Origin of the sequence: Moritella yayanosii (genome assembly GCF_900465055.1) — a bacterium.
In the GTDB taxonomy this organism is placed as follows: Bacteria; Pseudomonadota; Gammaproteobacteria; order Enterobacterales; family Moritellaceae; genus Moritella; species Moritella yayanosii.
This window is the reverse complement of the sequence record NZ_LS483250.1, coordinates 1660818-1675493: the sequence shown is the minus strand read 5'-3', so window position 1 is coordinate 1675493 and position 14676 is coordinate 1660818. Positions and strand designations below refer to the sequence as shown.

Here is a 14676-nt window from a genome sequence, read left to right as displayed (position 1 = left end):
ATGACGTTAGTTAATTAATTAGTGGTGGAGGCGCTTTATGAGACGGATTTTATTATTAGTCAGCATCCTAAGCCTGACCGCGTGTACGTCACTCGGGGTAAAACCTTGGGAACGTGACTTGCTGGCGAAACCTGAAATGCAGCTTGTGGAAAACCCGATGGAAATGGGTTTTGAGGACCACACTTATTTCAGTAAAGAAGGCTCTAGCGGCGGCGGTAGTTTTGCTGGGGGAGGTTGCGGATGCAACTAAAAAGAAAAAGTAAGACCTTTACTAACATTTCAATGACACTTGCGGCAGCGACATGTGCACTTGCAGCACCTGCGACAGCTCAGCCGCCAGACCTCGATAGCTGGGATGTTGATGTTGGTCTGTTGATTTATGCTGAGAGTGATAATCAAGTACAAGTCTATGAAGGTGCACTTTCTCTCACTAAGCAAATCGATGACGAGCGCAGTATTAATGTTAAAGGTGTTATCGATGTACTGACCGGTGCTTCACCCAATGGTGCAGTGCCTCAAAATAGGGCGCAGACATTTACCCGACCATCAGGCAATGGTACTTACACTACCGCTGCTGGTGAAACGCCACTTGATGATACTTTCCACGATACCCGCGTTGCACTCAGCACTCAATACCAACAGCAGTTAAGCCGTTTTTGGTTATATTCTGGTGGCGCAAACGTGTCTAAAGAATATGATTACCTTTCTTTATCGATCAACAGTGCGCTGGCGCGTGATTTTAATAATCGTAATACCACGGCATCTGTCGGCTTTGCTTATGCCTACGATACTATTGAACCAGAAGGCGGTATCCCAGATCCAGGTGTTTCGGTTGATGATGCCAACAACCGTTTAACGGATTCTGATACTAAGCAAACCCTTGATCTCCTCTTAGGTGTTACACAAGTCATTGATCGTCAAACACTGATGCAATTAAATTATTCGATTAGTGATGTCAGTGGTTATCAAACAGACCCCTTTAAAATCTTATCGGTGGTTGACAGTAATGGTTGGGCGAATGATTATGTGTATGAGAATCGACCTGACCAGCGCACCAAACAAAGCCTATTTTGGCGTACTAAATACAATATACAGCCATCGGGTCAAGTGCTGGATGTTAGCTATCGCTATTTTTGGGATGACTGGGGCATAACGTCACATACCATTGATAGTAAATGGCGAGTACAACTTTCAAATCAGCATTTCATTGAACCGCATCTCCGTTATTATAGCCAGCAAGCGGCTGACTTCTATCGAGTCTATCTTGATGAAAACCAGCCAATACCGGAATACATGACCGCAGATTATCGCTTGGGTGAATTACACACTTATACTATTGGCTTGAAATACGGTTTACCGATTGCGGGTAATGAGTTCAGTGTGCGGCTTGAATATTATCTTACTCAGGTGACGGGTGACGATTCGTTGGCAAAAGGTGCTGGGATGGCAGGGGTTGATCTGTATCCTGATAAAAGTGCCGTTATGTTGCAGAGCTTCTATCGTTTCTAATCTCGTTTTTAATCGTGTTTCTAATACCGTTTTTTAATGTCGATGTGAATACAAGCAGGGATCAGGTTTGAAAAAAGCTTATTCATTAAATAAAGGTAGTACTTTACAGCTAGGCGGAACTGCAAAAACAGCCTTTACCTTAAAACAACAAGCGGGCTATTGGCTCGGTGAGTTCACCGTCATGGCTAGCCCTTGCCAGATCTTATTAGATAACGTTGATGAAGCACTCGCGGATAGTCTTACCGCGCTCGCATATGCAGAAGCAAAACGCATTGAACTAAAATACAGTCGTTTTCGTGATGACAATATTGTTGCTCGTCTTAATCGTTCAGCTAATGAAGCTATCACGGTAGATGAAGAAACGACACGGCTGATTAATTTAGCTGATTTATGTTTCCAACTCAGTGATGGGTTATTTGATATCAGCTCTGGTGTATTAGGTAAGCTCTGGCACTTTAAACAACAAACTCAGCTACCGAGTGATGCTGATATTAAAGCGCTGTTACCCAATATCGGCTGGCAAAAAGCGAACTGGAATGCGCCGTTATTAAGTGTACCTAAAGGCATGGAAATTGACTTAGGTGGCATTGGCAAAGAATACGCAGTAGATAAAGTGGCGCAGTTGTTAGAGCAACAAATACAGCTGCAACAAACCGATTGTGCCTTTTTAGTGAATTTTGGTGGTGATATTTACGCCAATAAATTACGCAGTAATGGACATTGTTGGCAAGTAGCGATAGAAGACCCGCAGCATCTTGGGAAAAGTAAATTCATGGTTAGTTTAGCCCAAGGTGGTCTTGCAAGTAGTGGTGACAGTCAGCGCTATATTGAAGTTGATGGTCAACGTTATGGCCATATCCTCAACCCCAAGACTGGTTATCCCATTGCTGGTGGACCTGCTCAGGTCACTGTCTATGCTCAAAACTGTGTGCAAGCCGGCATGTTGGCAACCATTGCGCTATTACAAGGTGAGTCTGCTGAAGATTTTTTAAAAGCACAAAATTGTCGATATTGGCTGTAGCTTCATTATAACGAGCAAATTAAACTTGGTTTTGTGGTTTTCCGGCAATAAACTGCTCAATATTATTAATCAGTTGATTGGCCAAAGTCTGAATCGCAGAGTCTGAGCCCCATGCAACATGTGGTGTTAAAATCAGGTTTGGTAAATGTGCATTTGCGATTAACGGATTACTGTCATCGGCGGGTTCTTGGGTAAATACATCAACACCTGCGCCAGCAATTTGTTGGTTATGTAATGCATCAACCAAGGCTACTTCATCAACCAAACCACCACGTCCGGCGTTAATTAACACGCTGGTATTTTTCATTAGCTTAAACTCGTCACGACCAATAAGATGATGGGTTTGCTCTGCAAGTGGACAATGTAAAGTCAGTACATCCGCTTGTTTTAAGACGAATTCAAATGGACTGTAACCTTCACGACATTGACTAACCCCTTTACGCTCAGCAAACATAACGGTCATGCCAAGTGCTTTGGCTAATGTAGCCACGGCATTACCGAGGCTGCCTTTACCAATAATACCTAACGTAGAACCTGCAATATCAGAAATCGGGTGGCTAAAGAAACAGAACTGTTTTTGCTGCTGCCAAACACCTGCTTGAATATCTTGATGGTAACCGACTAGATTTCGTTTTAGCGCAAACATCATGGCCACTACATGCTCAGGTACCGAATTGGTGGCATAACCTTGAATATTACTCACGGTGATGTTGTGCTGACGACAATAATCTAAATCGATATTATTGGTACCTGTCGCCGCTACTGCAATCATTTTTAACTGTGGGCACTGACTTAATACCTGCGCATCTAAAATGACTTTATTGGTAATGACAATACTTGCATTTTGCAGGCGCTCAATCACTTGTTCTGGTGTAGTGGTTGCATATTCTTGCCACTGACACTCAACATTAGGTTGAGGGATAGTAATGTGTTCTGGGATCGTAGAGCGGTCGAGAAAGACGATAGTTACCATACAAGTAAATCCAATTTGAAAGTGAAGGTTAAAGTCGGTTAATCGTTAAGGTTGAAATATCGCTTGCGATAATTAATGCAGGCTGATACTTTGAATAGATGAAATTAAACCCTATTTTTGCACTTATCACAACATCTTGGTGGCACTCTCTTCTATAAGAGCGGTGTTGAATACTTTTGTTCACAGATCGCCGGATGGCAACTGATGAATAAAGTATCTATGTCTCCGGTAATCGATTTTGGAGATATACAATGAAAAATAACCTATCACTACGTTTAGACCAAACCGCTAACTCAACTCAAACGAATGACAGTAAAGAAAAGATCCTCACGGGTGATCGGGCAACTGGATCTTTACACCTTGGCCATTTTGTCGGTTCACTGCAACAGCGGGTTAAATTACAGCATCAATATGAACAAACAATTTTAGTTGCGGACATGCAAGGGCTTACCGATAACGGTCATAACCCGCAAAAAGTGTCCTCAAATATTCTAAATGTTGTTGCAGACTATCTGGCTGCTGGCATCGACCCATTAAAAACCACGATCTGCTTACAATCGGGCATTCCAGCATTGGCAGAGCTAACTATGTATTATTCAAACTTGGTGTCGATTGCCCGTTTAGAGCGTAACCCTACGGTTAAAACTGAGATCAACAGTAAATCATTTGGTCGTTCTATTCCTGCAGGGTTCTTAACATACCCGATTAGTCAGGCTGCAGATATCACCGCATTTAAAGCCACGTTAGTACCTGTGGGTGAAGATCAATTACCTATGTTGGAACAGACCAATGAGATCGTCAGAAAATTAAACCATATTGCCCAGCAAGACATTTTAGTTGAATGTAAGCCACTATTAAGTAAGGTTTCACGTTTACCGAGTGTCGATGGTAAAAGTAAAATGTCTAAATCTATGGGCAATACCATCATGCTAAGTTCAAGTGAAAAAGAGATCAGCAAAGCGGTTAAAGCCATGTATACAGATCCGAATCATTTGCGTGTATGCGATCCGGGGCAAGTTGACGGAAATGTGGTATTCACGTATTTAGATGCATTCCATCAAGATCAAGACTATGTAGCTAATTTAAAAGCGCAATATTCAGCTGGTGGTTTAGGGGATGGTACCGTTAAGAAGATCCTAGAAGAGTGTTTACAAGACCTATTAAAACCAATCCGACAGCGTAGAGAAGAATTTATCGCGGATCGATCGTTGTTAATTGCGATATTGAAAGCAGGAACAGAGCGCTCTCAAGATGAATCTAATGATGTATTACGTCAGGTGAAGTGTGCCTTTGGTCTAAATCTGTTTTAAAAGGATGATTAAACATGAATAATATCTTTGATTCGATACCTTCCGATCTCAGCAGTGAAATATTTGACGATTTAGTTAGCAGCGACACGGTCAAAATAGAACGTATTATTTCAAAAGGGCAAACATCGCCAGATTTTGGTTGGTATGATCAAGAGCAACATGAATGGGTGATCATTATCGCAGGCAGTGCCATTATCGGTTTTGATGATAAGCCCTCTGTTACCCTGAAAACGGGTGATTACCTAAATATCCCCGCGCACCAAAAACACAAAGTTGCGTGGACTGATCCTGATGTTGAAACCGTGTGGTTAGCAGTGCATTATTGATAGCTATTAAATAGATAGTCACCTAAATTGATCGATTCTGAATTAATGGACAGCATATGCACATTATTATAATCACTGATATTTTTGGCCTGACTAAGGATACCGACTTACTTGCTGCGTCATTATCAACTGAGCAGACTAGAGTGACGGTGATCGACCCTTACGAAGGAAATAAGCAGCAGTTTGTAAATGAGCATGCCGCTTACGACGCGTTTATCACACAATGTGGTCATGAACGCTATATTTCGGCGGTGGCATCAGCGATTGAATTATCAGAAAGTGAGGTAGTATTACTTGGTTTTAGTGCGGGTGCATCTGCTGCTTGGAAAGCCATCGACCGACACTCGAATCCATTAATCAAACATTACATTGGCTTCTATCCAAGTCAGATCCGCAACCATCTGGATGTAATCCCTTGTTGTCCTGTAACATTAGTCTTTCCTTGCCAGGAAAGGCACTTTGAGGTTGATGATGTTATTGAAGCACTGTCATCTGTAAAACAGGTTAACTGTATTAAAACCAGTTTTTATCATGGCTTTATGAATTCATTTTCAGAGAACTATTCATTAAGCGGTGCGAGGTTTTTTAATGAAAAAATGGGTGATGGAAATGAGTTGGACCGTGTGGATTTATTTAAGTAAGATGTAGATGTTAAATTATTTATTACATTGTTGTTAGTTAATGATAAAGGATGGTCGAAATGGAAATTCGTATAGACGATTTAAAAGGTAAAGAAGTTGCGCTGTTATTACAAGAACATCACCAAGACATGCTCGATCATACCCCAGTTGAAAGTGTCCACGCGTTAGATTTAACCGGATTACAAGCGCCTGACGTGACCTTTTGGAGTGCGTGGATAGAGGGTGATCTTGCGGGCTGTGGTGCGATTAAAATAATAACAACGGGGCATGCGGAGTTAAAATCAATGCGCACAGCGCGTACTCATCTTCGACAGGGTGTTGCTCGGAAATTATTAACCCATATTCTAGCTGAAGCTGAACAGCAAGGGATTACTAAAGTGAGCTTAGAAACGGGCACGCCAGATTCGTTTATACCCGCTCAAAAACTATATCGAGACTTTGGCTTTAATGAATGTGGCCCTTTTGCTGATTATCGCGAAGACCCGTACAGCCTATATATGACGAAAACTTTAATCACAGGATAAAAATTAGGTTGATGATTTTGGATGCTTGTTTAGTAATATTTGTTTAGGAATAGAAATGTCGATTAGAATGATTAAAGAGACGGATTGGGATGCGATTATGCAGATCCAGTCACATGCCTATGCAAGTCATTTTCATGAAGACTTAACCGTATTGCAAAGTAAGTGGATTGCCTCTCCCACGAGCTGTTTCGTGTTTACTCACGCAGATGATAGTGTACTCGGGTATTTGTTGGCGCATCCATGGTTGGGAAACCAAGCGCCAAAGCTAGGTAAGGCTGTTGTGGTTGATACAGGCTACTGCGAGGTATATTTACAGATTTGGCTATTTCAGGTGATGCTCGTGGCTTAGGTATTGCCAGTCCACCCTAGACCTCAATCTAAATAGTATTTTCACTGAGTACCATCGCGCCTGCAAGCAAGTTATACATGATGGCACTTGATACTGCGATAAATAGCAGCCCTGTAAACAAGTTGATTGCTGGCGCTGCTTTTTGTACGCGTTGTTGGATCACCGGTTTTGATAGAATCAATGCGATAAACACAAACCAAATCAAGGATAATCCAAACATGATAACGGTAGCTGATAGTTTAGTGAGAAGGCTAACATCAGGTGTGATCATGGCTGAGAATAAGATAATGAAGAACACCATGGCTTTCGGGTTAAGTAAATTAGTCCACAACCCCTGCATAAAGCCCTGTTTAGGTGTCAATTGGTTTAATTTAAGTTGATTATTGTCTACCGATATTTTCGCTTTCCAATGTTGCAGGGCACCTTTTACTGCACCAAATCCCATCCATGCGAGATAGCTAGCTCCAACCATCTGCACAATTATATACAAGGTTTGTGAGCTTTTAATTATTAGACTTACCCCGGTTAAACTTAAAATAGTATGAATTAAAATGGCAATTGAGATGCCAACTGCAGAGGCCATTGCGGTGCGTCTTGATTCTTGGCTAGCAAGTTTTACAACCAAAACAAAGTCTGGGCCTGGGCTAACTAGGGCAACAGCATGAATAATAGCGAGTGATAACAACAGTTCGATGTTCATTGATAAATCCTTAAACGTAAATGCTGTCGCTATTTTGCAGTGTATAAAAGGGGAACTATAGGAAAAAATTGCACGGAAAAATAATATCGATTAATACGCTTATTAAAGGTGACTATAGTTTAAGCGGAATCAGAGTACGCGGCGTTGAAAGTGCGAAGGGGTAATTAAAAATGCACATTTAAAGGCTTTATTGAAATGGCTTTGATCAAAAAATCCAACTTGGTAGGCCACATCAGATATGTTACCCCCCTTGATTAACGCTTTTTTCGCATACTCTAATCGTACTCTTTTTAAATATGCATGGGGTGTCATGCCCATCGACTGTTTAAATTGACGTAGAAATTGAAACTTACTTAAATCAAGCTGTTGTGCTAAATCATCTAATTGGAATGACTGACCCGGTTCATCGTGGAATAACGTTTTAATATAACTTAGCTGCTGTGTTGATAGTTGTTTGGTTGATATGTGTTGCTGTATCGGAATACCACTATGGTGCATAAACAATTCTGTGATGAACGCGATCATTGTTGTTTCGATGTGCAGTTGTGCAGAACCATCTTGCTCTGTGGTCAAGAGTGTATGTAAATGTAAGAAGGCACGCGATAGCGTCGGATTGTGAATAAGTGGGGCATTAAAAAATGTTTCTGCCTGATTCATTTCTCGACTAATATCGTTAACATAATCAACGGGTAATGCCATTACATGCGATTGATAACCACCAAGGGTAATGTTCTCGCCATTGTGTACTTCGTCTGGATTTAACGTAGACATAAAGCCCGGTGCAAGGTGGTATTGCTTCCCATTATGCAAATATTGCTGGCAACCACTGGTTACAATACCAATGTGATAATCAAGATGGATGTGGCGTTCGAAAGCAAATTTTTCAACATTCGCTGAGCTTAGTTCAATATTGGGTAATACAGGATTATGCCAGTATTCAATTTTTTCTTGTCGCATTATGTCTACCTATATCACTTACCTACATTACCTTAATCAGCATACTAACAGTGCGGTATTAACGGTGATAGTAAATAATTGCATAATATTATTTTTGTATAGCCCAAGATTAATCCATGCTTAAACGCGCGCCAAAGTGTTCGTTCACCTTTGCTTGTGATCGGTTCCATTCTGGTGATTTAGCGGTATGGCACGAAGGTAGTTATGTCGAGATTAAAGATCGATCCAAAGATGTAATTATTTCTGGCGGCGAAACGTTCTGTTCCTTTGTTTAGAGACAGAGCTGGTCATCGATCACTATTACGCTGTTATTTCATCGCCATATGTGTGTGTATACCCACAAATGTGTAAATTTGATGTGACCTATGTTGTATTATAGTTAGCAATACTTTACATCGATATTAAGCCTATGTATTGTCTATTCCACTGGATTTTAAAGTGTGGGTAGATAAGTTGTCTGCATTTTAGTTAAAGATCTATTTAATACTCTGCATTCGATATATCAAGGATAATACGTGTTAAATATTAAAAGTAGTCAATCTCATTCTCAACCACAATCTAAATATCATTCAACTACTGGCCGCTGGAACGCCCATGATACGAAGTGGACGCTTAGTTTATTTGGTACTGCCGTAGGGGCAGGCATATTGTTTTTACCGATCAATATAGGTGCTGGTGGATTCTGGCCACTTGTCATTATAGCTCTGCTTGCAGGGCCTATGACGTTCTTGGCGCATCGAGGCTTATCTCGATTTATACTGTCATCGAAGAACCCGGATGCTGATTTTACCGATGTTGTTGAAGAGCACTTCGGTCCTAATGCGGGTCGCATTATCTCTGTTCTTTATTTTTTATCGATTTATCCGATCTTACTTATTTATGGTGTCGGGTTAACCAATACAGTCGATAGCTTTATCGTTAATCAGCTTGGTTTAGCATCTCCTTCACGTGTGTTGTTATCCGGTATATTGGTTGCTGGCATGGTGGGTGTGATGATGGGTGGAGAGAAGTTAGTGCTGAAAGCGTTTGAGATCATCGTTTATCCATTGGTGCTTATTCTTGCTGGACTGTCAATTTATATGATCCAAGATTGGCAAGTGCCTGATATATCAATGGCGATGGATATGGGTGAATTCTCGCGTACATTATGGTTAGCTGTGCCAGTTACTGTATTTGCATTTAGTCATGCTGCAGCTATCTCTAGCTTTTCTACGGCACAAAAACGCCATTATGGTCAACAAGCTGGGGAGAAGTCAGAACAGATCCTGAAACGTACGTCGATCATGCTTATTTTGTTCGTTATTTTCTTTGTATTTTCTTGTGTATTTAGTTTAACACCTGAGCAGTTGTTAGAAGCTAAAGTACAAAATATATCTGTTTTATCGTATCTTGCAAATGTGAAAGATAATGCTTTAATTGCTTCTCTAGGTCCGTTAATTGCTTTCATTGCCATTACATCTTCATTTTTTGGCCACTTCTTAGGTGCACGTGAAGGCTTAAATGGTCTGATACGTAAACAAGTAAATATGACGCCTGCTGCGATTAACAAGCTGACTATTTTTCTACTGTTTACTAGTATCTGGGCTGTTTCGGTAATAAATCCAAGTATTTTAAATATGATGGAAATGTTTTCGGGACCAGTTATTGCGATGATCTTGTTTGTGATGCCAATGTACGCTGTATCTAAAGTTGAAGCATTAGCTCAATACCGTGGCGCGTTAAGTAATATCTTCGTTACCATCATGGGACTGATTGCAATATCAGCATTGATCTTTAACGTTTTTTTATAAAAATTGAAAATAAAGAAAGGGACTCAATTGCATATGTTTAAATGGCACATACAATTGAGTTCTGGCTTGCTTATTATAAGAGTTATTAATACGAGCTATTATAACGTAGCTTGAATGTTTGCTAAACGTGGTAGCTTGCCTTTTAGCGCCGAAATGTGTTGCGTTTTATTGGTGAGATAATCATTTAGACCGTTATTACGTAATAAACACGCAGGACAATCGCCACACCCTTTACCCACAATACCGTTATAACAAGTCAGTGATTGGTGAATAACGAAATCAAGTTCATCATGCAAGTCTGCAAGTGCCCATGTTTCTGCCTTGTTTAACCACATTAGCGGTGTTTCAAATTTAAAGTCTTTCGCCATGCCTAGGTTACAAGCTTGATTAATTGACTTGATAAACTCATCACGGCAATCAGGATAACCAGAGAAATCTGTTTCACATACCCCAGTAATAACCGTGTTTGCGCCAACTTGATAAGCATAAATACTCGCCAGCGTCATGAATAAGATATTACGACCCGGTACAAACGAATTTGGTAAACCGTTATCCATTAGTTCGTGAGAAACTGCGATGTCGTCACGTGTTAGCGAACTAATCGCTAATTCACTAAGCAGATCAACATTGATGATTTTATGATTTTTAATGCCGAAATAAGCCGCAGTTTTTTTCGCTACCTCGATCTCTTGGCTATGACGCTGGCCATAATCAAAGGTAATACAGTCTACACTGTCATAACGTTGTAGTGCATCCACTAAACAGGTAGTGCTATCCTGACCACCACTGAATACTAATACGGCTTTGTTTGCTGTCTGCTGTGACATTTTTTGTCCTTTATCTACTTTAATAAGGCGATAGTAGCATAAGAATATTCAAACAAGGTTAATCGGTTGTTAAAATCGCTTAAACAATTACCTGTCAGTGGTTAAAAAACAACGTGGTAATAGCATCTATGCAGGAGGATGTTGTTTCGGTAGAATGTAACAACTGCTGTATAAAAATATAGTAGTTAATTTTATCTATCAGTCGGCTATTGCTGGCTATTTGTTTTTTATTGGTAAGCACAAGCATGTCAAATAATAGTGAACACACGCAATCAAAGCCGAAAGATCCCAGTTTAAAAATTATCTCAGAAGCAGAGCAAGGTAGCCCTTTTTCTCAACTTGCAGCGGCAGATATGTGCTATGCACGAAGCAATTTTGATGACGCTTTTTATTGGTACAGCATCGCGGTGCGTTCATTTACCAGTAATCCTGATGCGTACTCAGCAGAAGTGATTAAATATGAAGTCTCTGCGGCAGAATGTAACCTTGCAAGCATGTTCTTTAATGGGCAAGGCACTGACACGGACAAGATCCAAGCGTTTAAATTGTATGCGGAAGCAGCGCGAAAGCGTTATGTTAAAGCACAAGTACAACTTGGTATGATGTATGTGTACGCCGAAGGTATTCAGCAACACTATGGTTTAGGTTATGCTTGGCTTAATGCGGCACAATTAAACGGCGACGATAATAAACAAATTAAAAAAGTATTGAAAATGATCGAAGGTAAAATGGATCGTAAAGCCCTCGATAATGCCCGTAAAATGTCAGAACAGTGGATTGATGAAGTCATTTTAGAAAAACTCGCGCAACGTAAGAAAACCCGTTTTTCTTTTATCAGTAATTGGTTTAAAAAATCAGTCTAGCCTTTGCTTACGTCGATTACAATGACTTGATATTTTCTAAATATCCCTTCGCAGGCCTTACCTGTTATCTAGATATCCAGCCCCATGGTCGATAGCATACTTTGGTACCTACCACTCTCGTAAAAAATCAATAAAAGCTCTCACTTTTTCAGGAACGTAACGAGTATTAGGATAGATTGCATAAATATTCTGTAATGGAAAAATATACTCAGGGAGTAAGTGAATGAGTTGGCCTTGCTCTAATGCTGGATGTACAAGCCATTCGGGTATTAGTGCGATGCCCGTCCCATTTAATGTAAAGGCTAATAGTGCGCTAGCGCTATCAGCCTTTATGGTTGAAGGACTTTCGACATTGAGTAATACAGTTTCTTTTTGTGGTGTTATTACTTGCCAACGCAATGGCGATTTTAAGCGACTGTTAGTGATCCAATTAGCTTGCGCTAAGTCAGATAACGTATTTATGTTATTCGTTGCTAGATAATTTGGAGAGCTGACAGGGAAAATAGAAAAATTATCAATATATGCTGCGTGATAATTTGAATCGGCCACTTCACCCAAGCGAATAGCGATGTCAAAATATTCGGCAATTAAATCGGCATGCCTGGGCGATGAAATGTAATTAATATGTAATTGAGGGTGTTTTTTTGCGAATGCTGCCAGCGCTGGTACAACTTTGTGTGCACCATATTCAGGAGTACTTGTGACACGTAGCACACCACTTAAACTATGATGTTCGTGACGCACATCGTTCAAAATGTGCTCTGCATCCGCTAATAAGCGTAGGCTATTTTGGTAGAAATGTTTACCGGGTTCTGTGAGTGAAATTTTTCGCGTACTGCGCCTCAATAAAGAAACACCCAGTTCAGCTTCCAGTTGTTTGACGTTGAAGCTAACGACAGCCTTGCTCTGATCCAACACCTCTGCCGCGGCAGTAAAACTTCCTGCTTCGACCACTGCAGTGAAGATTTTCATCCTTTGTAAATTAAGCATGTTCCTCTACTTACACTGTCAAATAATTTTTGACAGTGTAAGTGACTATACCCTATTTATCCACTGTGATTTCAGATTTAGACTACATATCTTTCGTTTGTAGGAGGTTTTATGCAATATCGTACTAAAGTTGCCATTGTTTATTTACTGGGATTTTTTATCGATCTCATTAATATGTTTATTACTAATGTAGCTTATCCTGCGATAGGCCAGGCACTTAATGCTAGCGTTGATCAACTGACTTGGGTAAGTACGAGTTATATTTTGGGATTGATATTAGTGACACCAATTAGTGCTTGGTTAGCACTGCATATTGGTGGGCGTCGAGTATTTTTGTTATCGCTCACTTTATTTTTTGTGACTACAACACTGGCTGGTTTTGCTAACTCTATCGAACTTCTGATTGGATTACGTTTACTTCAAGGTTTAAGTGGAGGGTTGTTAATTCCGATAGGGCAGACTCTCACCTACCAGCTCTATGCGAGTCATGAACGCGCACGTCTTTCTTCTATCATTATGTTAGTCGGTTTATTAGCGCCGGCACTTTCTCCAGCTCTCGGCGGCCTTATTGTTGATCAGTTAAATTGGCGATGGGTATTTTTTGTTAACTTACCGCTGACATTGATTGCTTTAGTGCTTGTTTTTGTATGGCTGCGTAGGGATAAAGTGTCATTTTCTAAAAAAAACCACTTTTTTGATGCATGGGGGCTCGTTATTGCAAGTGTGGGATTAACGTTGTTACTACTCGGTTTAGACTGGTTAGCAGTCCCCAATAACCGACTTGGCGCACTTATATTGTTAGCTGCAGCTGTTGCGGTATTGGTTTATTACGTGCGTCATAGTTTCCGTCATCCTAAGCCATTACTTGATTTAGGATTAATTCGTAATCCATTACTTCGAATTTCGATGATGATTTATTTGTTTATTCCTGGTGTATTTATGGGCGTTAATTTAATCGCAATGATGTACCTTCAAACGCAGTTGGGTATGTCAGCATCATCGGTTGGTGTACTGATGGTACCGTGGTCACTGTCAGCATTTTTAGCCATTATGTTTGTAGGGAAATTATTTAATTATTGTGGTCCTAAGCCTTTATTCATTTTGGGGTGTTTGGTTCAAGGTATTGGTATTTTATGTTTATCTCAAATAACCACAGTGGATCAACCGCTGCTATTGTTGGTTTCTTTTTCATTAATGGGTTTTGGTGGTGCTTTATGTAGTAGCACAGCCCAGAGTTCAGCTTTTTTAACTATTGATGGTGAATCGTTGGCTGATGCTAGTGCAATTTGGAATATCAATCGCCAGTTTAGTTTTTGTTTTGGGGTAGCAATGATGAGTTTGATGCTGCAGCTACTACAAATGACAGTTGATAGCTTAAGTGCTTATCAAATCAGTTTTTATCTCGCGGCAGGTGTTACTGCTGTGCCACTTTTGCTTTGTTTATATATTGATAACAGAGCTGTCTTGAAAAAAATAAACGCTTAAAAGGAAATAGTATGAACCGTTTTTTTAATGAACTTATCGATACACATGTAAAAATAGAGGATTGGATTGGACAAGGAAAAGGTGATCTTGAAGCGTTACTTTCGCGTTTTGATAGGAACTTTACGATGATCAGTATCAATGGCCATAAGTTAGATTATCTTACTTTGGAAGCATTTTTTCAGAATAATTGCGGTACAAAGGATGGGATCAAAATTGTTATGGATAAAATGGAGATATTAGCAGAGTGGTCACAAGGGGCTTTGGTGAGTTATGTTGAACGTCAAATTTTACCTCACAACATCGAGACATTGAGACATTCAACTGTTTTATTGACGCTCGAAGGAGATGAAGTTTTATGGCGTCACCTTCATGAGACTCCTGCGTCCGAATAATAGTTACAGCGATTGAGGC

Annotated in this window: 17 protein-coding genes; 12 read left to right on the top strand and 5 right to left on the bottom strand. The window is 40.3% G+C overall.

Translation table 11 applies throughout. The annotated features are described in order from the left end of the window. The first annotated feature begins 37 nt into the window (after window positions 1-37). The 3 genes from MORIYA_RS07665 to MORIYA_RS07655 all read left to right on the top strand — a co-directional run bounded on the left by MORIYA_RS07665 (window position 38) and on the right by MORIYA_RS07655 (window position 2530). Window positions 38-250 (top strand): DUF4266 domain-containing protein, encoded by a 213-nt coding sequence (locus tag MORIYA_RS07665; RefSeq protein ID WP_112714083.1) that lies wholly within the window; start codon window positions 38-40, stop codon window positions 248-250. After that, the gene (locus tag MORIYA_RS07660; RefSeq protein WP_174216907.1) at window positions 241-1509 is read left to right on the top strand and encodes a DUF3570 domain-containing protein; all 1269 of its coding nucleotides are present in this window, start codon (window positions 241-243) and stop codon (window positions 1507-1509) included. Before MORIYA_RS07665 ends, MORIYA_RS07660 begins: the two co-directional genes overlap by 10 nt. A gap of 67 nt (window positions 1510-1576) precedes the next feature. Continuing rightward, window positions 1577-2530, top strand: coding sequence for an FAD:protein FMN transferase (locus tag MORIYA_RS07655; protein WP_174216906.1), 954 nt, complete (start codon window positions 1577-1579; stop codon window positions 2528-2530). Window positions 2531-2549: 19 nt separating this feature from the next. Here MORIYA_RS07655 and MORIYA_RS07650 read toward each other — a convergent pair whose 3' ends face one another. Beyond that, entirely contained in the window at window positions 2550-3503 is a 954-nt protein-coding gene (locus MORIYA_RS07650; RefSeq protein ID WP_112714079.1) for a D-2-hydroxyacid dehydrogenase, read from the bottom strand. A gap of 251 nt (window positions 3504-3754) precedes the next feature. Here MORIYA_RS07650 and trpS point away from each other — a divergent pair, with 251 nt between their 5' ends. The 5 genes from trpS to MORIYA_RS07625 are packed head-to-tail and all read left to right on the top strand — an operon-like array spanning window position 3755 to window position 6653. Next, entirely contained in the window at window positions 3755-4813 is a 1059-nt protein-coding gene (gene trpS, locus MORIYA_RS07645; RefSeq protein WP_112714077.1) for a tryptophan--tRNA ligase, read from the top strand. A gap of 14 nt (window positions 4814-4827) precedes the next feature. Beyond that, on the top strand, window positions 4828-5139 hold the full coding sequence (locus MORIYA_RS07640) for a cupin domain-containing protein (protein WP_112714075.1): 312 nt from the start codon (window positions 4828-4830) through the stop codon (window positions 5137-5139). Between the two features lie 56 nt (window positions 5140-5195). Continuing rightward, window positions 5196-5780, top strand: coding sequence for a dienelactone hydrolase family protein (locus tag MORIYA_RS07635; protein WP_112714073.1), 585 nt, complete (start codon window positions 5196-5198; stop codon window positions 5778-5780). 59 nt (window positions 5781-5839) lie between these two features. Next, window positions 5840-6304 (top strand): GNAT family N-acetyltransferase, encoded by a 465-nt coding sequence (locus MORIYA_RS07630; protein ID WP_112714071.1) that lies wholly within the window; start codon window positions 5840-5842, stop codon window positions 6302-6304. Between the two features lie 55 nt (window positions 6305-6359). Then, window positions 6360-6653 carry a hypothetical protein gene (locus MORIYA_RS07625; RefSeq protein ID WP_112714069.1) on the top strand — a complete coding sequence of 98 codons (294 nt, stop codon included), beginning with the start codon at window positions 6360-6362 and terminating at the stop codon, window positions 6651-6653. A gap of 28 nt (window positions 6654-6681) precedes the next feature. Here MORIYA_RS07625 and MORIYA_RS07620 read toward each other — a convergent pair whose 3' ends face one another. Then, on the bottom strand, window positions 6682-7353 hold the full coding sequence (locus MORIYA_RS07620) for a LysE family translocator (protein WP_112714067.1): 672 nt from the start codon (window positions 7351-7353) through the stop codon (window positions 6682-6684). 129 nt (window positions 7354-7482) lie between these two features. Beyond that, window positions 7483-8310, bottom strand: coding sequence for an AraC family transcriptional regulator (locus MORIYA_RS07615; RefSeq protein ID WP_112714065.1), 828 nt, complete (start codon window positions 8308-8310; stop codon window positions 7483-7485). Window positions 8311-8825: 515 nt separating this feature from the next. Here MORIYA_RS07615 and MORIYA_RS07605 point away from each other — a divergent pair. Next, complete coding sequence (locus MORIYA_RS07605) at window positions 8826-10100, top strand: SLC5/6 family protein (RefSeq protein WP_112714063.1); 1275 nt, start codon at window positions 8826-8828, stop codon at window positions 10098-10100. A gap of 98 nt (window positions 10101-10198) precedes the next feature. Here the strand turns inward: MORIYA_RS07605 and queC are convergent, their stop codons facing one another. Beyond that, on the bottom strand, window positions 10199-10927 hold the full coding sequence (gene queC, locus MORIYA_RS07600; RefSeq protein WP_112714061.1) for a 7-cyano-7-deazaguanine synthase QueC: 729 nt from the start codon (window positions 10925-10927) through the stop codon (window positions 10199-10201). 245 nt (window positions 10928-11172) lie between these two features. Here queC and MORIYA_RS07595 point away from each other — a divergent pair, with 245 nt between their 5' ends. Further along, window positions 11173-11790 carry a tetratricopeptide repeat protein gene (locus MORIYA_RS07595; protein WP_112714059.1) on the top strand — a complete coding sequence of 206 codons (618 nt, stop codon included), beginning with the start codon at window positions 11173-11175 and terminating at the stop codon, window positions 11788-11790. Between the two features lie 108 nt (window positions 11791-11898). Here the strand turns inward: MORIYA_RS07595 and MORIYA_RS07590 are convergent, their stop codons facing one another. Further along, the gene (locus MORIYA_RS07590) at window positions 11899-12780 is read right to left on the bottom strand and encodes a LysR family transcriptional regulator (protein ID WP_112714057.1); all 882 of its coding nucleotides are present in this window, start codon (window positions 12778-12780) and stop codon (window positions 11899-11901) included. 111 nt (window positions 12781-12891) lie between these two features. On the opposite strand from MORIYA_RS07590, the gene MORIYA_RS07585 reads away from it, so the two are divergent. Next, window positions 12892-14265: an MFS transporter gene (locus tag MORIYA_RS07585; protein ID WP_112714055.1), complete on the top strand. Its 1374-nt coding sequence runs from the start codon at window positions 12892-12894 to the stop codon at window positions 14263-14265. 11 nt (window positions 14266-14276) lie between these two features. Continuing rightward, window positions 14277-14657, top strand: a complete 381-nt coding sequence (locus tag MORIYA_RS07580) for a DUF4440 domain-containing protein (RefSeq protein ID WP_112714053.1) — start codon at window positions 14277-14279, stop codon at window positions 14655-14657. Window positions 14658-14676 lie beyond the last annotated feature (19 nt).